This window comes from Streptococcus ferus DSM 20646 (genome assembly GCF_000372425.1).
Taxonomy (GTDB): domain Bacteria; phylum Bacillota; class Bacilli; order Lactobacillales; family Streptococcaceae; genus Streptococcus; species Streptococcus ferus.
In genome coordinates this window covers 522,068-540,292 of sequence record NZ_AQVD01000001.1, presented here as the reverse complement: position 1 = coordinate 540,292, position 18,225 = coordinate 522,068, and the positions used below count along the sequence as shown (strand labels likewise).

At 43.4% G+C, this 18,225-nt stretch carries 18 protein-coding genes and 1 pseudogene; 18 read left to right on the top strand and 1 reads right to left on the bottom strand.

The genetic code is table 11. The features are described 5' to 3' along the window. Positions 1-49 precede the first annotated feature (49 nt). From A3GY_RS09610 to A3GY_RS0102705, 5 genes are all read left to right on the top strand, one after another. Positions 50-826 (top strand): Cof-type HAD-IIB family hydrolase, encoded by a 777-nt coding sequence (locus A3GY_RS09610; RefSeq protein ID WP_018029872.1) that lies wholly within the window; start codon positions 50-52, stop codon positions 824-826. A 133-nt stretch (positions 827-959) separates the two neighbouring features. After that, complete coding sequence (locus tag A3GY_RS0102725) at positions 960-1,889, top strand: AEC family transporter (RefSeq protein ID WP_018029871.1); 930 nt, start codon at positions 960-962, stop codon at positions 1,887-1,889. Between the two features lie 341 nt (positions 1,890-2,230). Beyond that, on the top strand, positions 2,231-3,715 hold the full coding sequence (locus A3GY_RS0102720; RefSeq protein ID WP_018029870.1) for a 6-phospho-beta-glucosidase: 1,485 nt from the start codon (positions 2,231-2,233) through the stop codon (positions 3,713-3,715). A gap of 96 nt (positions 3,716-3,811) precedes the next feature. Beyond that, the gene (locus A3GY_RS09880) at positions 3,812-4,582 is read left to right on the top strand and encodes a hypothetical protein (RefSeq protein WP_018029869.1); all 771 of its coding nucleotides are present in this window, start codon (positions 3,812-3,814) and stop codon (positions 4,580-4,582) included. A 168-nt stretch (positions 4,583-4,750) separates the two neighbouring features. Further along, positions 4,751-5,512, top strand: coding sequence for a hypothetical protein (locus A3GY_RS0102705; protein WP_018029867.1), 762 nt, complete (start codon positions 4,751-4,753; stop codon positions 5,510-5,512). Between the two features lie 319 nt (positions 5,513-5,831). Here A3GY_RS0102705 and A3GY_RS0102695 read toward each other — a convergent pair whose 3' ends face one another. Further along, a complete protein-coding gene (locus A3GY_RS0102695) occupies positions 5,832-6,722 on the bottom strand; it encodes a polysaccharide deacetylase family protein (RefSeq protein WP_018029865.1) in 891 nt (296 codons plus the stop codon). 105 nt (positions 6,723-6,827) lie between these two features. Between A3GY_RS0102695 and A3GY_RS0102690 the strand changes: the two genes are divergently transcribed. The 13 genes and pseudogenes from A3GY_RS0102690 to A3GY_RS0102630 all read left to right on the top strand — a co-directional run bounded on the left by A3GY_RS0102690 (position 6,828) and on the right by A3GY_RS0102630 (position 18,221). Continuing rightward, on the top strand, positions 6,828-8,114 hold the full coding sequence (locus tag A3GY_RS0102690) for a homoserine dehydrogenase (protein ID WP_018029864.1): 1,287 nt from the start codon (positions 6,828-6,830) through the stop codon (positions 8,112-8,114). 4 nt (positions 8,115-8,118) lie between these two features. Then, the gene (thrB, locus tag A3GY_RS0102685) at positions 8,119-8,985 is read left to right on the top strand and encodes a homoserine kinase (RefSeq protein WP_026161890.1); all 867 of its coding nucleotides are present in this window, start codon (positions 8,119-8,121) and stop codon (positions 8,983-8,985) included. Then, entirely contained in the window at positions 8,972-9,859 is an 888-nt protein-coding gene (gene rarD, locus A3GY_RS0102680; protein ID WP_026161889.1) for an EamA family transporter RarD, read from the top strand. Before thrB ends, rarD begins: the two co-directional genes overlap by 14 nt. 34 nt (positions 9,860-9,893) lie before the next feature. Then, a pseudogene (locus A3GY_RS0102675) lies at positions 9,894-11,176 on the top strand (bifunctional folylpolyglutamate synthase/dihydrofolate synthase). Between the two features lie 16 nt (positions 11,177-11,192). Beyond that, positions 11,193-11,753, top strand: a complete 561-nt coding sequence (gene folE / locus A3GY_RS0102670) for a GTP cyclohydrolase I FolE (RefSeq protein WP_018029860.1) — start codon at positions 11,193-11,195, stop codon at positions 11,751-11,753. Between the two features lie 11 nt (positions 11,754-11,764). Further along, entirely contained in the window at positions 11,765-12,565 is an 801-nt protein-coding gene (gene folP / locus A3GY_RS0102665; protein WP_018029859.1) for a dihydropteroate synthase, read from the top strand. A 6-nt stretch (positions 12,566-12,571) separates the two neighbouring features. Then, positions 12,572-12,934, top strand: a complete 363-nt coding sequence (folB, locus tag A3GY_RS0102660) for a dihydroneopterin aldolase (protein ID WP_018029858.1) — start codon at positions 12,572-12,574, stop codon at positions 12,932-12,934. Then, entirely contained in the window at positions 12,931-13,419 is a 489-nt protein-coding gene (gene folK, locus A3GY_RS0102655) for a 2-amino-4-hydroxy-6-hydroxymethyldihydropteridine diphosphokinase (protein ID WP_018029857.1), read from the top strand. Before folB ends, folK begins: the two co-directional genes overlap by 4 nt. Positions 13,420-13,529: 110 nt before the next feature. Continuing rightward, positions 13,530-14,432, top strand: a complete 903-nt coding sequence (gene murB / locus A3GY_RS0102650; protein ID WP_018029856.1) for a UDP-N-acetylmuramate dehydrogenase — start codon at positions 13,530-13,532, stop codon at positions 14,430-14,432. 17 nt (positions 14,433-14,449) lie between these two features. Continuing rightward, the gene (locus tag A3GY_RS0102645) at positions 14,450-15,604 is read left to right on the top strand and encodes an ABC transporter ATP-binding protein (protein ID WP_018029855.1); all 1,155 of its coding nucleotides are present in this window, start codon (positions 14,450-14,452) and stop codon (positions 15,602-15,604) included. Further along, the gene (locus A3GY_RS0102640) at positions 15,588-16,382 is read left to right on the top strand and encodes an ABC transporter permease (RefSeq protein ID WP_018029854.1); all 795 of its coding nucleotides are present in this window, start codon (positions 15,588-15,590) and stop codon (positions 16,380-16,382) included. Before A3GY_RS0102645 ends, A3GY_RS0102640 begins: the two co-directional genes overlap by 17 nt. Continuing rightward, entirely contained in the window at positions 16,379-17,155 is a 777-nt protein-coding gene (locus A3GY_RS0102635; protein ID WP_018029853.1) for an ABC transporter permease, read from the top strand. Before A3GY_RS0102640 ends, A3GY_RS0102635 begins: the two co-directional genes overlap by 4 nt. Further along, on the top strand, positions 17,148-18,221 hold the full coding sequence (locus tag A3GY_RS0102630; RefSeq protein ID WP_018029852.1) for an ABC transporter substrate-binding protein: 1,074 nt from the start codon (positions 17,148-17,150) through the stop codon (positions 18,219-18,221). The genes A3GY_RS0102635 and A3GY_RS0102630 overlap by 8 nt, the downstream gene beginning before the upstream one ends. The last annotated feature ends 4 nt before the right edge of the window (positions 18,222-18,225 follow it).

Here is an 18,225-nt window from a genome sequence, read left to right as displayed (position 1 = left end):
TAAGAATGGTCTGCCTCCAGCGGCCATTCTTTTTCAAGGGAGGAAAAATATGACCATCAAACTGATTGCGACCGATATGGACGGGACCTTTTTAGATGAAAAGGGGACCTATGACCGCCTGCGATTTGAAAGGCTCTTGAAGGAGATGAAGGCCAGGGGCATTCACTTTGTGGCTGCCAGCGGCAATAACATGACCCGCCTCAATCGTATCTTTGAGGGATTTGAGAAAGAAGTGACCTTCGTATCTGAAAATGGGGCCCGCCTGGTGGAAAAGGGAGTGACCCTTATTCATCAGACCATGCCCAGGTCGGAATTGAATGCCCTACTGGCTTATTTTTCAGACAAATTGGTCGACTACAGGGCAGTGGTTTCGGGACTGAACAACTCCTACCGCCTCAAGGAGTCAAGTTTTCATTACCGGCCGGGCTTGATTGAACCCAAGGAATTTGAAGTGTTTATCAGCCATATCTTGCCTGTGGATGATTTCTCCCAGATTCCAGCAGATGAGCCAGTCAGCAAGCTAACCATGATGATTCCGGAGGACCATGAGAGGATTGCCGCAGACTTTAATCAGAACTATCCTGGCAATCTGGTGGCAGTCGGCAGTGGTTATGGGGCCATTGATTTTATCCAAAAAGGGATTCACAAGGCTTGGGGGATTCGCCAGCTCATGGACCGCTATGGTCTGAAAGCAGACCAAGTCATGACCTTTGGGGACGGAGGCAATGACATTGAAATGTTGGAGTTGACTCCTCACTCCTATGCAGTAGCCAACGCCTCTGGTCCTGTTCAGGCGGCTGCTAGGCATGTGATTGGCCACCCTTGAAGAATGGCTGGGTTTAGACTGAGGCCTTTGAAAAAAAGAGGAAAGTATCAGAATCTCCTGCAAAAAGACTAGTTCAGATCTCCTTGCTTATGATAGACTAACTAGTATATATCGTATAGAAATGAGGTAGCCAATGGCAGCATTAACCACCCTAGTACCCGTATTTTTCATGTTGGGACTGGGCTATCTATCCCGTGTCAAGGGCTGGATTAGTCCAGACCAGAAGGCAGGAGCCAATACTATTGTCTTCACCGTCCTTTTTCCCATTCTGATTTTTAACCTATTAGGCTCTGCACAATTACAGCTGGAGACGGCTGTGGTGATTGTCTATGTCACCCTTGCTTTCTTTTTGGCCATGATTGTGGGTAGGAAGCTGGCGGGCTTTACTGGTAAGGGACAAGGCCATTTTTCACCCTATCTCCTGACAACAGTCGAAGGGGGCTCGGTCGCTCTTCCCCTTTATCTTTCTATCGTGGGCCAGTCCAGCAATACGGTCATCTTTGACTTAGCTGGCTCCATCATCGCTTTTTTAGTCATTCCCATCATGGTGGCAGGGGCTTCTGAGGAGAAAAAACCAAGGCTGCAACTGGCCAGGGAAGTCGTCTCCCATCCCTTTGTCATCGCGATTCTTCTGGGGTTGGTCTTCAATTTTTCAGGTCTTTATTCCTGGCTTATCCAATCACCATTTGCTCCCCTCTACTCGGGGATTATGAATACGGTGACGGGGCCCATTTTGGGCATGATTCTCTTTGTCTTGGGCTACGATTTCAAGGTTGACTTTCATACTCTCAAGGCCATGTTGCGGCTGATGTCTGTCCGCGTGGTCTACTATGTGCTGGTTATCCTCGGCTTCTTCCTCCTCTTTCCGAACTACATGGCAGACCAGACTTTCCTGATAGCTGTCTTGCTATACTTTATGTGTCCAACAGGATTTGCCATGCCTCTCTTGATTGAGGAGACCTTTAAAGGTGAGGAAGACCGGACCTATGCTGCCACCTTCATCTCCCTCTACATGCTGGTGACCATTGTCGTCTATACCGCCCTTGTTCTCATCTTTGTATAAATTCTGAGAGTGGGACAGAAATCGGTAATTTCGGAGAAATTCGATTTCGTCGTCCCACCTCCGCACAGTTGAGTAGGGCTGTAAAAGCTGATTTATCAGCGCATTAGAGCCCACTCAACCACTGCGCTATAAGTATCAAAAACGAAAAAATAGAGTTTGGAACTACTTTTGTCCCAAACTCTTTTAATCACTAAGAAAACAGATAATAGTATCAGTTTTTCATGATATAAGACAGGAAAAGGCTTACATTTCCTGCTAAAATGAAGAGAAAGCGTGTGTAGCCTCTTGCATGTGAAAAGTGCAGGCCGCACAGGACAAAAATTTAATAGTGAGGTAAGAAGATGGCAGAAAACAAACGATTTCCAGATGGCTTCCTCTGGGGTGGAGCAACCGCCGCCAACCAGTTTGAAGGGGGCTTTGGTGAGGGAGGCCGCGGCTTTGCGACCTCTGATACAGCCAGGGCAGTCAATCCAGAAGAGCGCAGGTCCATGACTGGAGAATTTACAACACCCATGAACCGTGAAAGACTGGATTTTGCCCTTCAGGACACAGAAGGACTCTATCCAAAACGCTGGGGTTCTGATTTTTACCACCGTTACAAGGAAGACATCGCCCTCTATGCCGAAATGGGCTTTAAGACCTTCCGTCTCTCCATTGCCTGGCCAAGGATTTTTCCAAAGGGAGATGAGTTGGAGCCCAATGAAGAAGGACTGGCTTTCTATGATAAGGTCTTTGATGAGCTCAACAAGTATGGTATCGAGCCCTTGGTGACCCTGTCCCACTATGAATTTCCCATTCATCTGGTGACCGAGTACGGTGGCTGGAAGAACCGCAAGGTGATTGATTTCTTTGTTCGCTATGCGGAAACGGTCTTCAAGCGTTACAAGGGTAAGGTTAAGTACTGGCTGACCTTCAATGAAATCAATATTCTCGGTCTGACAGGCTACTTGTCAGGCGGCCTCCTCTTTGAAGATGGCAAACTCCATTTGGATGAAATGTATCAAGCAGTTCATCATCAGTTTATCGCTTCAAGCTTGGCGACCAAGGCTGCCCATGAGATTGACCCAGAAAACAAGGTGGGCTGTATGTTGGCTCGGATGGAGGCTTATCCAGCAACCTGCCATCCAGATGACATCCTCCATGCGGTACAAAAGGACCAGGCCAACCTCTTTTATTCGGATGTCCAAATTCGGGGAGCCTATCCTCGTTACATGAATCGTTTCTTCAAGGAAAACAATATCCAGATTCAGTTTGAGCCAGGAGATGAAGCCATTCTCAAGCAGTATCCTGTTGACTTTATGAGTTTTTCTTACTATATGACTTCTGTGACCCGTCACCCCAACAACCAAAGTCCTGAGCAAAAAGCCGCTGCAGGAAATCTGATTTTGGGCGAAGCCAATCCTTATCTGGAAGCTTCTGACTGGGGATGGCAAATTGACCCAGTCGGACTTCGGACCACCCTCAACAAACTCTATGACCGCTATCAGGTGCCCCTTTTCATCGTGGAAAATGGCCTGGGTGCCCTGGATGTGGTCGAAGAAGATGGCGCTATCCATGACAGCTACCGGATTGATTACTTGGAAAAACATGTCCAGCAGATGTACGAAGCTATTGAGGACGGAGTGGAGCTCATGGGCTACACCTGGTGGGGCTGTACGGATTTGGTTTCAGCTTCGACTTCTGAAATGTCCAAACGCTACGGCTTTGTCTATGTCGATGCGGATGATCAAGGTCAGGGAACCTTTGACCGCTCTCGCAAGGATTCCTTCTTCTATTACAGGGACTTGATTGCAAGTAATGGAGCTAGTGCGCTCAATAATGGGTGAATGAGAGGAAATGGGACAGCCTCTTTTAGTGCTATACCTTGGTATATGGCTGCCAATATGTTATAATTGATAAGATATGACATTATCGGGGAGGCCATGTTAAACAAACTAATGAAACGTTCTAAACCAAGTTCCAAGACAGGTAATTATCTTTTAATTGCAGGGACATCGCTTTTAATTATCCTTGTTTTTTGGATTTATTTTATCACGCATACCAGTCTTACCCTTTTTTCTCAGGAAGCCACAAGATCTGCGCTGATTGCCAAAAGAAAAGCACAGGTGAAAGCGGCTGAGGAGGCCGTCAAGAAATTGGAGTCAGATCGCTCAGATGAGAACCTCACCGCAGCTCAGACCTTGGTTGATCAGTTGGCGGCAGGGGAAAAGAAGAAGGCTCTGCAAGATCGAATTGAAGCAGTTAAGTTAGATATTGCCAATCAGGCGTCCATAGCAGAAGCGGAAGCTGCTGTTAAGTTTCTAGAAGATAACCAGGCTGATGAAAATCTGACAAAAGCACAGGAAGCGACGGACAAAGTTATCAATGCTGATGCTAAAGCACAGTTTCAGGCTCGAATTGATGCTGTTAAACGTGCTATGGCTGCCAAAATAGCGGCTACTGCCGCAGCGGCAGCGGCTGAAAGTGATACAGCCAGCGCCAACGTTTCGGAGTCGGGAAGCTCCTCGTCATCAAGTCAAGCTAGTGGCAGCAGCCAAACGGTACCGAGTCAGCAGTATCAAGCACCCGATCAAAACTCATCAGCTTCTGTCCCAGAGGCTTCCGTCACAGAAGCGCCGTCTGCAGATACAGGGCAAGCCGTTGATCCTGCTACCCCGAGTCAGGGGGCTTCAGATGCTTCGGCTTCAGAATAAAAGAAACAGCTTATGCTGTTTCTTTTTAATTTTTCTTGGCCTCACTACAAATGAAGTAAGAGCAAGATTAAAATGCTTTATCAATTCCATTACAAGCCTCCTTTTTATCTTGTTGATTGATTTTGCCTATGTTATAATCTCAATAAAGTATCCTAAATGGGAGAAATTATGAAATCTAAACTAATGTCATTTTTTCAAGGAAAATCGCGCGAACGGCTGTTAATGCTACCTACCATTGTTTTGATTTTTTTGAGTTTATGGATTTATCTGGCTAATCAATCAGGAAATACACCTTCTAATAAGATTACTCGTTCTTTGCCCTATCTGTCTAGGAAAAATAGTAGCTTAGTAGAGGCGCAAAAGGCTGTTGAGACTTTGAAAACCAGTTACAACAGTGAGAATTTGACAAAGGCACAAAAGTTAGTAAACAAGGTAACAGACACCAACAAGCAAAAAGAATTGCAGCAGCAAATTGATGAAGTGAAAATCGCTAAGGTTATTGAAATCAAGAATAAAGAAGCAGAAGCGGCTGTTAAATCTCTAGAAAATCAACAAAACCTGGATAATTTAACCAAGGCACAGGCGGCGGTTGATAAGATTAGTGTTCAGAAAGATAAAGAGAAATTTCAATTGCGGATCAATGCGATTAAAGCAGAGGTGGTCTCTGATACCAGTGATACCGCTGCGGATACTGGTCAGCAGTCTTCCTCTGACAATCAGGAAAACTCAGGTTCGGCATCGAATAATGCTTCGACGGATACTTCTAATGATTCGCCAAGCCAGGAAAACACAAGCAGTCAGCAGCAAACGGATTCTGCTTCAGATAATACGAAACAGTCTGAAGCAGAAACCAATGCACAAGACAATGCGTCTGCTTCCGGTACTTCAGCTAAGAACCAAGATGCCAGCAGTAATAGTGCTTCAGAGTAAATCTTGATGAGAGATGAACCGACAGTTTTAGGGCTGTCGGTTTTTTCGTGGAAAGTATCTGGGAAAAATCGGACGCTTTTGCTATAATAGAGCTACTAATGATGAAGGAGTCAAAGATGACCGACCGAGAAACAAAAACAGCTAACTTCATGTCTCTCCTCTTTATTTTGTTATATAGTTTGGGCTTTTTCACAAACTTAGTAAAAGGTAATGTCCTCTATACCATTATTTGGGGAACCCTACTGTTCATTAACCTTGTCCTCTTACTCAGGAGAAATCTAAAGAAAAAAAGAAGTTAGTCGAGAGGCTAACTTCTTTTTTAAGAGGTCATACTGGCAATTAAGGTATCAGGGTCGGTATTGGGCAAGATTCTAATCCGCTTCAGAGACAAAAGTCCATCATCAGCAGAAGCAATGCCTTCGTTTGTTGTGACACCAAGTTTGTAGGAGTGTTCTGCCAAACTTAGCGTTGTTTGGCTGTATCTCCCTGCGGGGTAAGCGATAGCTGTGGTTTCCTGCTTGAGGACTGTATCCAGATAGGATTTTGACTGGCTGAGCTCGCTCTCCTGCGTTTCTTGAGCAGACATCTCGAGATCTGGGTGATTAACGGTATGGGATTGGAAAGACATTCCGTTTTTGGCCATCTCTTTGATCTGATCAATACTTAGATGACCGGCTTTACTGCTTTCGGTATAACCAGTAATCACATTATTGGTAGCTTTGACCTTGTATTTAGTCATGATAGGATAGGCAATGGTGTAAAAATCAAGCAAACTATCATCAAAGGTCAGCCAGACGACCTTTGATGAAGGTAAACTGTTTTCTGTCAAGGCCCGGTAGGCTTCTTCGGGACTTAAAAAGTAGTAGCCCTCATCCACCAGCCGTTTAATCTGACTTTCAAAGGTGGTTGGTGAGACAATCAGATTCGCGTTTGCAGCCTCTTCAGGAGCCATTTCGTGGATGGCATGGTACATCAGAATAGGAATCTTAACAGGCTGATCTTGAACCGTCCAGTTTACCTGCTCTGAGGATGCTTTTTCTTCTTGTTTGGTCACTTGTTGGCTGCTTGCTGATTCCAACTGATTTTCTTTGCTTTGCTCCGGCTGTCTGAGCAAGAAAAAAAGAGCTAATAGCGCCAGCAAACTCGAAAACAACAATGAGAGATTAATGACCGTTAAAAGTGTTTTTCTACGTTTTCTTCTTGATTTCATAAAATATCCTTCTTAATTGATTATAACACAATGAAAGGAGATATTATCTGTAAATTCTGATAAAATTTTGATATAATGAAAAAAACATTTTGACAAGGAGTAGATATGTCTATAAAAATTGGTTTGCTTGGTTTTGGAACGGTTGCCAGCGGAATCCCATTCCTTTTACATGAAAATAGTTCTAAGATTCTTGATGCATCTCGTGACCAGCTTGAAATTGCCAAGGTCTTGGTTAAGGATGAAGAAGAGAAGGAGCGTTTATTAGCGGCAGGCAACAACTTTAATTTTGTCACAAATATTGATGATATTCTTCAGGATGAGTCGATTGCGATTGTTGTTGAATTGATGGGACGCATTGAACCGGCTCGTACCTTTATTACCAAAGCTCTGGAAGCGGGAAAACATGTCGTTTCTGCCAATAAAGATTTAATTGCAACACATGGTAAAGACTTAATCGCTCTTGCTCAAGATAAAGGACTTGCTTTCTATTATGAAGCGGCAGTTGCTGGAGGGATTCCAATTTTGAGGACTCTGGCCAATTCCCTGACCTCTGATAAAGTAACCCGTATTTTAGGCGTCTTAAATGGTACGTCTAACTTTATGATGACCAAGATGGTGGACGAAGGCTGGACTTATGAAGCCGCTTTGGCAGAAGCTCAGGCGCTAGGTTATGCAGAGAGTGATCCAACCAATGATGTCGAGGGAATTGATGCCGCATATAAAGCCGTTATTCTAAGTCAGTTTGGCTTCGGTATGGCTATTGATTTCGAACAGGTCTCTCACCAAGGTATTTCTAGCATTACACCTGATGATGTCGCTGTTGCACAGCAATTAGGCTATGTCATCAAATTGGTAGGTTCTGTCGAGGAAACGGCTTCTGGTATTTTTGCAGAAGTTTCGCCAACCTTCCTCCCTAAATCACACCCCTTGGCTAGCGTCAATGATGTCATGAACGCGGTGTTTGTCGAATCGATTGGCATTGGTGAGTCCATGTATTATGGACCGGGGGCCGGACAAAAGCCAACGGCGACTTCAGTTGTTGCTGACATTATCCGCATTGCTCGCCGTATCAAAGATGGCAATGTTGGCAAACCGTTCAATGAATTTAGCCGCGAAACTAAGATTGCAGATCCTGCTGATGTGACTAGCAATTATTACTTCGCGATCAATACCTCCGATGAAAAAGGGAAAATGCTTCGTTTAGCTGAAATTTTCAATTCCGAGGATATTTCCTTTGAACAAGTCCTTCAGCAAAAGGCTAACGGCACAACAGCCCGTGTCGTTATCATCACGCATGAGCTCAGCAAGACGCAATTGGCTAATGTTACCGAAAAATTAACAGCAGTATCTGACTTTGAATTGCTGAATACTTTCAAAGTTTTGGGTGAATAAGATGATGAGAATTACGGTACCGGCAACATCAGCTAATATTGGACCCGGTTTTGATTCTGTTGGTGTTGCTCTGTCAAAATATTTAACCATTGATATCTTGGAAGCAGCTGACAGCTGGTTTATTGCGCATGATTTAGAAGATATCCCTAGTGATGAAACTAATTTATTGCTTCAAACGGCCTTGCAGGTCAAACCTGATTTAGCTCCACATCGCCTGAAGATGACCAGTGATATTCCATTGGCGCGCGGTCTTGGTTCTTCCAGTTCTGTTATTGTGGCTGGTATAGAACTGGCTAATCAGCTAGGGAAACTTGACTTGTCTAACGAGACCAAATTGGAGATCGCAACAGAAATTGAAGGGCACCCAGATAATGTCGCCCCCGCTATCTATGGTAATCTTGTCGTTTCAAGTTATCTCAATCATGAATTGAATCACGTTGTTGCTGATTTTCCAGAAGCCTCTTTTGTCGCTTTTATTCCAGACTATGAACTAAAGACAAGTGATAGTCGAGGTGTTCTGCCGGATAATCTTTCTTACAAAGAAGCAGTAGCGGCATCTTCTGTAGCCAATGTTGCTGTGGCAGCTTTGCTGACAGGGGATTTGGAGACAGCTGGAAGAGCCATTGAAGGGGATCTTTTTCATGAGCGTTTTCGCCAACCTCTGGTTAGTGAGTTTTCAGAGATAAAAGCAATCGGCGCCCAAAAAGGAGCTTATGCGACCTACCTCTCAGGGGCCGGCCCAACGGTCATGCTATTAACCGCCAAGGGTCAAGAGGCGGCTTTAAAAGAAGCGATAGATAGCTTAGTTCTTAGCGGGGAAACTCATATTTTATCGGTTGATACAAAAGGTGTTCGATTTGAAGAAGACTAAAGAGGGGCTGCTATTTGCCCTGTCGGCATATCTTTTATGGGGAGTTATCTCCCTTTTTTGGAAACAATTGTCCGGTGTTAATGCTTATAATGCGCTTTCTTATCGTGTTTTATGGACCGTAGTCACCATGTTGCTATATATGCTGATTTCGGGAAGGACGAGGCTTTACAGTCGGTATTTAAGGGAAATGATGGCTGATAAACGGCTGTTTTGGACTATGGTTATGGCCGGTTTTTTGATCGCCCTGAATTGGCTGACCTATATCTATGCTGTAGGACACGGCCAAGCAACAGAAGCCAGTCTTGGTTACTATGTTATGCCTCTGGTGTCAGTTGTCTTAGCTCTTATTTTTTTGAAAGAATCTCTAAGTCGATGGATGGTTTATGCTGTCTGTCTAGCAGGAGCAGGTGTCTGTATCCTAGTGGCAAATACTGGAAAAATCCCTCAGATAACGATTTTGCTGGCTTTCAGTTTTGCTTTTTATGGACTACTTAAGAAAAATGTCCGCTTGCCGAGTGACTTGGCCATGTTGGTAGAGGCAGCTGTTATTGCACCTTTGGCCATTGTTTATCTCGTCTTTTTTAGCAAAGAATCATTGTCTGATTATTCCCTGCGGGAAAATCTGCTTTTAGCAGCGTCGGGAATAGTCACTTCCCTTCCTTTGCTGTTATTTGCTGAAGGGGTTAAAAGAGCTCCGCTTAATTTAATTGGGTTTATCCAGTATATCAATCCGACAATGCAGTTGCTTATTGCTGTGCTAGTCTTTAACGAGACGATCGGTCGGGGAGAATTATTGGGGTTTGCCTTGATTTGGCTGGCGGTTTTTCTTTTCGTCATCGGTCAGCTAATCGTTTTTAAGACGAAAAAAGCCTAGTGATGAACTAGGCTTAAGTTTTGAGAGGAGAAAAATGGATTATCAAGAAGCTCTGTCCTGGATTCATGGAACTTTAAAATTCGGGATTAAACCAGGTGTTAGACGGATGGAGTGGCTGCTCAGCCAATTGGGTAACCCCCAAGACAAGATTTGCGGCCTCCATATTGTCGGTACTAACGGTAAGGGATCAACGGTTAATTATTTACAGACCATTTTTACAAAAGCTGGCTATCAAGCCGGAACGTTCACATCACCCTATATCATGGATTTTAGAGAGCGCATCACGGTTAATGGGCAGATGATTTCGAAAAATGACCTCGTTGACCTGGTTCAAAGAGTGAAACCTGTTGTGGAGCGTTTACCCGAGGAAACTGACCTTGGTTCTGCGACCGAGTTTGAAATCATCACAACCATGATGTTTCTCTATTTTGGTGAACGACATCTAGTAGATATTGTACTGGTTGAGGCTGGTTTAGGTGGACTTTACGATTCGACCAATGTCTTCAAGCCCCAAGCTGTCATCTGTACCTCTATTGGTCTTGATCATCAAGATATTTTAGGGCAGTCTTATCAGGAAATTGCCAGTCAAAAGGCAGGTGTCTTAAAAAAAGGGATCCCCTTTATCTTTGCAGAAGATCATCCAGATGTTAAAGCGGTTTTTGACCAAAAAGCCAAGGAAATCGGCTGTCCAACTTATGAGCTGGGAAGAGCATTTCAGCTTAACATCAAGGGAGATAGGTTTGATTTTTGTTATGACAATGTTTGTCTGGAAAATCTTAAGTCTGGAATGCCAGGCAGACATCAGATAAACAATGCAGCCTTGGCTGTTATGGCTTGTNTTTTATTGCAGGATAAGTTTCCAAATGTGAGCAAAGATCTTATGAAAGAAGGCCTTCTGGAAAGTCACTGGCTGGGACGAACAGAATTATTAAAGCCCAATCTTATGATTGATGGTGCCCACAATAATGAGAGTATTTCTGTCTTGGTTGCTTTGCTCAAGGAGAGGTATCCTGATAAACAGATACATGTCCTTTTTGCAGCTATCAATACCAAACCGATTGACAGTATGCTGGAGCAGCTTGATCAGTTTCAGAGTCTGAGTGTGACCAGTTTTGATTATCCCAAAGCCTTCGAACTTGATGATTACCCAGAAACTTACCAGCGTGTCAGCAGTTACAAAGATTGGCTTAAACATTATCAACCTCCTGAGACCGATCAGTTTTATCTCATCACAGGATCCCTTTACTTTATTTCAGAAGTGCGAAAATGGTTTTTGAAAAGCGTAGCCAATTAGGCTATAATAGTCAGTATCTCTAGAATGATAGGAAATGATATGTTAAAAGAAGAAAAAATTGAGCAGGCTGTTTATCAGTTGTTAGAAGCTATTGGAGAGAATCCTAATAGAGAAGGGCTCTTAGATACACCCAGCCGAGTTGCCAAAATGTATCAGGAAGTTTTTTCTGGATTAGGGGAAAACCCCAAGGAAGAATTTACAGCTGTTTTTTCGGAGTCCTATGAAGAAGTGGTTCTAGTGAAGGATATCCCTTTTTACTCCATGTGTGAGCATCACTTAGTGCCTTTTTATGGAGTAGCCCACATTGCCTATCTCCCTGATGGAGGCCGTGTGACCGGCTTGAGCAAGTTGGCCAGAGCGGTAGAGGTTGCCAGTAAGCGACCTCAGCTGCAAGAACGACTGACTGGTCAGGTGGCGGCTGCTCTAGATGAAGCCCTGTCTCCTAAAGGTGTCTTTGTTATGGTAGAAGCAGAACACATGTGCATGACCATGAGAGGCATTAAAAAACCGGGAAGCAAAACGGTGACCAGTGTGGCTAAAGGTGTTTATCAGACAGATACTGCCTTGCGTCAGGAAGTATTGGCCATGATTCAGAGATAGGAGAAGTGCATATGAAAATCGGCAAGCATAGATTGGATCACAATGCCGCTATCATGGGGATTCTTAATGTGACCCCAGATTCCTTTTCTGATGGAGGCCGTTATACGCTTATCGAAAAAGCGCTTGAACAAGTCAGCAGAATGTTGGCAGAAGGGGCCACTATTATTGATGTCGGAGGGGAATCGACACGGCCGGGTGCAGAGTTTGTGTCTGCGCAGGAGGAGATTGACAGGGTTGTTCCTGTGATTAAGGCTATCAAGGAAAACTTTGACTGCCTTGTCAGTATTGATACCTACAAAACAGAGACGTCCAGAGCTGCCGTTGAAGCTGGAGCGGACATTTTAAATGATGTCTGGGCAGGCTTGTATGATGGACAAATGTTTAATCTGGCTGCAGAATATAACCTTCCTATTATCCTGATGCACAATCAAAAAGAGGAAAGCTATCAGGATGTCACCGAAGACGTTTGCCGTTTTCTTCTCCAAAGAGCGCAAGCGGCCGAGAACGCGGGTATCCGTAAGGATTATATTTGGATTGATCCTGGTTTTGGCTTTTCCAAAACCATTGAGCATAATCTTTCTCTGCTTAAAGGTTTGGATAAGGTGACCAGCATCGGCTACCCAGTTTTATTTGGGATTTCTCGCAAACGTGTTGTCGATTATCTGTTAGGAGGCAATACGGCCCCTAAGGAACGTGATCAGGCAACGGCTGCCTTATCAGGTTTCGCCCTTGAAAAAGGCTGTCAAATAGTCCGGGTACACAACGTTGCAGCCAACAGAGATATAGTCAGGGTGATTGAACAAGTAAGGTAAAGGAATATGGATAAGATCTTTTTAAAAGGCTGCCGTTTTTATGGCTACCATGGTGTTTTTTCAGAGGAAAAACAGTTAGGACAAATTTTTACGGTGGATCTTGAATTGGAGCTTGACCTAAGCAGGGCTTCGGAGTCCGATCGACTTGAAGATACGGTTCATTACGGACTTATCTTTGAGACCGTTAAAAAGCAGGTGGAGCATCAGACCTATGATTTGATTGAGAAACTGGGTGGTGCAATCTGTGATAACATCCTTGAACATTTTCCAGAAGTTCAGACGGTCAACATTAGCATCGCCAAGGAAAATCCGCCTATTGCTGGTCACTATGATGCTGTTGGCATCAGCCTAGAGAGAGGCCGAAAATGACAGTGGTTTACCTATCCCTGGGATCCAATATAGGAGACAGAAGCGCTTATTTAGAGGCTGCCTTAAAGGCTCTAAAGCAAGTTCCAAAGACAGAGCTACAAGGACAATCCTGCTTTTATGAAACGAAGGCTTGGGGAAAAACAGACCAGGCGGATTTTCTAAATATGGTTTGTCAATTAGAAACGGATTTATCCGCTCAGGAAGTCTTGACCTATTGTCAGGAAATTGAAAATGCCTTGGGTCGGACTCGTTTAGAACATTGGGGACCTCGAACCATTGATATTGACCTTTTGTTTTACGGAAAGCATAGCCTTAATACGAAGTCTTTGACCATTCCTCATCCTTACCTGCATGAGCGCGCTTTTGTTTTGGTGCCGCTATCAGAACTAGCAGCAGATTTAAAACATCCTGTCTTAAACAAGACCATAAGGGAATTACAGTCTCAAGTGGATATCGCCGATGTTGAAAAATGGTCTCAGGATTAGTCTTACTTTTTAAACATTTGGGCTAATGGTATCGTCAAAAGGTCTAAAATTTGTTATAATGAAATCGGTCCTGTGCCGATTTTTTAGTATGTAATGAGAAGAGAAAATTAATGATAGATGAAATGAAAATCAGCCTGGAAGGCATTGATATTCGTCGAGACGAACCCCTGAAAAATTATACTTATACAAAGGTTGGCGGCCCGGCAGACTTTCTTGCTTTTCCGAGAAATGGCTATGAGCTATCGCGCATTGTTAAGTTTGCCAACAAGCATGGCCTGCCTTGGCTTGTATTAGGAAATGCCAGTAATTTGATTGTTCGTGATGGCGGTATCCGTGGCTTTGTCATCATGTTTAACAAACTAAATATGGTAACCGTGAACGGCTATACCATCGAAGCAGAGGCAGGAGCCAACCTGATTGAAACGACTAAAGTCGCTCAGTTTCATAGTTTGACAGGCTTTGAGTTTGCCTGTGGCATTCCCGGCAGCGTCGGCGGTGCTGTTTTTATGAATGCAGGTGCCTATGGCGGGGAAATTGCGCATGTTTTAGTTTCGGCAAAAGTATTAACCAAAGCCGGAGAAATTAAAACAATTGACGGCAAAGATATGCATTTTGGTTATCGCCATTCAATCCTTCAAGATGAAGAAGAAGTGGTTATTTCTGCTAAATTTGCCTTAAAACCAGGTGATTATCAGCAGATTACACAGGAAATGAAACGTCTCAACCATTTAAGAGCGTTAAAACAGCCACTGGAGCATCCATCTTGCGGTTCGGTTTTTAAGCGTCCGGTGGGTCATTTTGCCGGTCAGCTGATTACGGAGGCTGATTTAAAAGGCTATCGTATTGGTGGGGTGGAAGTCTCAACTAAGCATGCCGGTTTTATGGTTAATGTTGCCGATGGTAATGCGAAGGACTATGAAGATTTAATTGCAGCTGTTATTGCAAAAGTAAAGGCGCACTCTGGAATTACACTAGAACCAGAAGTGCGGATTATTGGTGAAAAAGAAAAGTAGCGGAGGATTTATGACCATTGACCAAGCCCATTATTGCATTTAAAAATGTGTCTAAAGTTTTTGAGGACAATGGAACAGTTGTTCTCAAAAATATCAATTTTGAACTCGAAGAAGGCAAATTTTATACCTTGCTCGGAGCCTCAGGTTCAGGGAAATCAACGATTCTTAATCTTATCGCCGGACTCTTAGAGGTGAGCTCTGGCGATATTTTTCTGGATGGAAAACGCATTAACGATGTGCCGATCAATAAACGGAACGTCCATACCGTCTTTCAGTCTTATGCGCTTTTTCCTCACATGACAGTCTTTGATAACGTTGCTTTTCCTCTGAAGTTACAAAAAATAGCCAAAAGCGATGTTGAAAAACGTGTGACAGAAGTCCTGAAGCTAGTGCGCTTAGAGGGCTTTGAGAAACGCTCCATTCAGAAATTATCGGGCGGTCAGCGCCAGCGGGTAGCTATTGCGAGAGCCATTATCAATCAGCCCAAGGTTGTTTTGCTGGATGAACCCTTATCAGCCTTAGATCTGAAATTACGGACAGAAATGCAGTATGAGCTGAGGGAGTTGCAGCAAAGACTGGGAATCACCTTTGTTTTCGTCACACATGATCAGGAAGAAGCATTGGCCATGTCTGATTGGATTTTTGTTATGAACGAGGGCGAAATCGTTCAGTCTGGGAGCCCCGTTGATATCTATGATGAACCGATTAACCATTTTGTTGCCACTTTTATTGGTGAATCCAATATTGTTCCTGGTATTATGATTGAGGACTATCTGGTAGAGTTTAACGGGAAACGTTTTGAAGCGGTAGATGGTGGTATGCGTCCCAATGAACCCGTCGAAGTGGTTATCCGTCCGGAAGATTTACAAATCACTCTTCCTGAAAACGGAAAACTTCAGGTAACAGTTGATACCCAGCTGTTCAGAGGGGTCCACTACGAAATTATTGCCTATGATCACTTGGGGAATGAGTGGATGATTCATTCGACGCGCAAGGCTATTGAAGGTGAAGTTGTAGGACTCGACTTTACTCCGGAAGATCTTCATATCATGAGGCTTAATGAAACCGAAGAAGAATTTGACGCCCGTATTGAAGAGTATGTCGACACTGAAGCAGCTGAAGAAGGCTTGCTTCAAGCCATTGAGGAGGAGCGCCATGAAGAAAATTACTAACTGGTACTCGATTCCTTATTTTCTCTGGGTATTTTTATTTGTTCTGGCACCGGTCAGTCTGATTCTCTACCAGTCTTTTTTTGATATTGAAGGTCAGCTGACCTTAGACAATTACAAGACTTTTTTCGGTAATCGGACTTACTTGCGGATGAGTTTTAATTCGGTCATCTATGCCGCTGTGATTACCTTTGTAACCCTAGTCATTTCTTATCCGACAGCATTTATCCTAACCAAAATGAAACACAAGCAGCTCTGGCTGATGCTGATTATTTTACCGACTTGGATTAACCTGCTTTTAAAAGCCTATGCCTTCATGGGGCTTTTTGGTCAGCAAGGCAATATCAATAGTTTTTTGTCTTTTCTAGGAATTGCTCCCCAGCAAATTCTGTTTACCGACTTCGCTTTCATTTTTGTGGCTTCCTATATTGAAATCCCTTTTATGATTCTGCCGATTTTCAATGCTCTGGATGACCTAGATACAAATCTGACAAATGCAAGCAGAGACTTAGGGGCGACCGAGTTTCAAACCTTTTGGAAGATTACCTTCCCTTTGTCGCTTAATGGTGTTAGGAGTGGCGTTCAGGCTGTTTTCATTCCCAGTCTCAGTCTCTTTATGCTGACCCGTCTTATTGGTGGTAATCGTGTTATCACTTTGGGGACAGCGATTGAACAACACTTCCTGACTACACAAAATTGGGGGATGGGGTCGACCATTGGTGTTATTTTAATTATAGCTATGGCGACTATTATGTGGATGACAAAGGAGAGAAGCAAATGAAAAAAATAGCCAACCTCTATCTCTCACTTGTTTTTTTAATTCTCTATTTCCCGATCTTCTACCTCCTTTTTTATTCCTTTAACAAAGGAGGAGATATGAATGGTTTTACAGGTTTTACTCTAGAGCATTATCAAGCCATGTTTGATGACAGCCGACTGATGCTTATCGTGGTTGAAACCTTTCTATTAGCTTTTTTGAGTTCTCTGTTGGCGACGATAATAGGAACGATTGGCGCCATTTTTATCTATCGGACCAAGCAGAAATATCAAAATCGCCTCCTGTCTCTCAATAATGTCTTGATGGTTGCACCAGATGTGATGATTGGTGCCTCCTTTCTCATCTTATTTACCATTATCGGATTTAAACTGGGTGCTTTGTCTGTTCTCTTAAGTCACATCGCCTTTTCTATTCCTATCGTGGTACTCATGGTTTTGCCAAGATTGAAAGAAATGAATGACGATATGATTAGTGCTGCCTATGATTTGGGGGCAAGTACATTTCAAATGGTTAGAGAAGTCATGCTGCCTTATCTGACCCCAACTATTATTGCAGGGTTCTTTATGGCCTTTACCTATTCCTTGGATGATTTTGCAGTGACCTTCTTTGTCACAGGAAATGGTTTTTCTACCCTTTCGGTTGAAATTTATTCGCGTGCCCGCCAAGGGATTTCTTTAGAGATTAATGCCCTGTCAACCATCGTCTTCCTCTTTTCCATACTCTTAGTATCTGGCTACTATGTTATTTCTCAAGAAAAGGAGGACAAGGATGCGTAGACTCTATTCCTTTTTAGTCGGTGTTCTGGCCATTATTGCGCTTCTTGCGGGCCTCTCTTTTTACATGACTCAGCAGTCAAATGGCGGCGGCTCCTCCAATAAATTGGTCATTTACAATTGGGGAGATTATATTGATCCAGCTCTTTTAAAGAAATTTACGAAAGAGACGGGCTACCAAGTTCAATATGAGACCTTTGACTCCAATGAGGCTATGTACACCAAAATCAAGCAAGGTGGTACAACCTACGACCTAGCTGTTCCTAGTGACTATATGATTGACAAAATGATTAAGGAAAATCTTCTTGTCAAACTAGATAAAAAGCAGTTGAAAGGCTTAAACAATATAGGGTCTGAATTTCTAGGAAAAAGTTTTGATCCAAATAATGATTATTCGATTCCCTATTTTTGGGGAACGGTAGGTATTGTTTACAATGTTGACATGGTACAAGACACTCCAGAACATTGGTCAGACCTTTGGAAAGAAGAATATCGCGGTGATATCATGTTAGTAGATGGTGCACGCGAAATCATGGGGGTGGGCCTTAACAGTATGGGCTACAGCCTGAACAGCAAAGATATCGGTCAATTGAAACAGGCTGAAAAACATCTCAGTCAGCTGACATCAAATGTCAAAGCAATCGTTGGAGATGAGATGAAGGGCTATATGATTCAGGGAGACGCAGCAATCGGTATTACCTTTTCTGGCGAAGCCAGTGAGATGCTGGATGCTAATGATAAGCTTCGTTATATCGTTCCCAGTGAAGGATCCAATCTCTGGTTTGATAACTTGGTTATCCCTAAAACCGCTCGCCACTCAAAAGAAGCCTATGCCTTTATCAATTTCATGTTAGAACCTGAAAATGCAGCGCAAAATGCGGAATACATCGGTTATGCGACACCAAATATTCAGGCTAAAAAACTTCTCCCTGCCGAGATTCGAAACAATAAAGCCTTCTATCCGAGCAATGCCACGATTCAAAATCTGGAAGTCTATGATAATTTGGGCCAAAAATGGTTGGGGATTTACAATGATTTGTACCTGCAATTTAAAATGTATCGCCACTAAAAAA

What these genes read in the sequence shown, in the direction of transcription:
- A3GY_RS09610 (WP_018029872.1), top strand. Translation starts at nt 50, where the DNA reads ATGACCATCAAACTGATTGCGACCGATATGGACGGGACCTTTTTAGAT.
- A3GY_RS0102725 (WP_018029871.1), top strand. Translation starts at nt 960, where the DNA reads ATGGCAGCATTAACCACCCTAGTACCCGTATTTTTCATGTTGGGACTG.
- A3GY_RS0102720 (WP_018029870.1), top strand. Translation starts at nt 2,231, where the DNA reads ATGGCAGAAAACAAACGATTTCCAGATGGCTTCCTCTGGGGTGGAGCA.
- A3GY_RS09880 (WP_018029869.1), top strand. Translation starts at nt 3,812, where the DNA reads ATGTTAAACAAACTAATGAAACGTTCTAAACCAAGTTCCAAGACAGGT.
- A3GY_RS0102705 (WP_018029867.1), top strand. Translation starts at nt 4,751, where the DNA reads ATGAAATCTAAACTAATGTCATTTTTTCAAGGAAAATCGCGCGAACGG.
- A3GY_RS0102695 (WP_018029865.1), bottom strand. Translation starts at nt 6,722, where the DNA reads ATGAAATCAAGAAGAAAACGTAGAAAAACACTTTTAACGGTCATTAAT.
- A3GY_RS0102690 (WP_018029864.1), top strand. Translation starts at nt 6,828, where the DNA reads ATGTCTATAAAAATTGGTTTGCTTGGTTTTGGAACGGTTGCCAGCGGA.
- thrB (WP_026161890.1), top strand. Translation starts at nt 8,119, where the DNA reads ATGAGAATTACGGTACCGGCAACATCAGCTAATATTGGACCCGGTTTT.
- folE (WP_018029860.1), top strand. Translation starts at nt 11,193, where the DNA reads ATGTTAAAAGAAGAAAAAATTGAGCAGGCTGTTTATCAGTTGTTAGAA.
- folP (WP_018029859.1), top strand. Translation starts at nt 11,765, where the DNA reads ATGAAAATCGGCAAGCATAGATTGGATCACAATGCCGCTATCATGGGG.
- folB (WP_018029858.1), top strand. Translation starts at nt 12,572, where the DNA reads ATGGATAAGATCTTTTTAAAAGGCTGCCGTTTTTATGGCTACCATGGT.
- folK (WP_018029857.1), top strand. Translation starts at nt 12,931, where the DNA reads ATGACAGTGGTTTACCTATCCCTGGGATCCAATATAGGAGACAGAAGC.
- murB (WP_018029856.1), top strand. Translation starts at nt 13,530, where the DNA reads ATGATAGATGAAATGAAAATCAGCCTGGAAGGCATTGATATTCGTCGA.
- A3GY_RS0102640 (WP_018029854.1), top strand. Translation starts at nt 15,588, where the DNA reads ATGAAGAAAATTACTAACTGGTACTCGATTCCTTATTTTCTCTGGGTA.
- A3GY_RS0102635 (WP_018029853.1), top strand. Translation starts at nt 16,379, where the DNA reads ATGAAAAAAATAGCCAACCTCTATCTCTCACTTGTTTTTTTAATTCTC.
- A3GY_RS0102630 (WP_018029852.1), top strand. Translation starts at nt 17,148, where the DNA reads ATGCGTAGACTCTATTCCTTTTTAGTCGGTGTTCTGGCCATTATTGCG.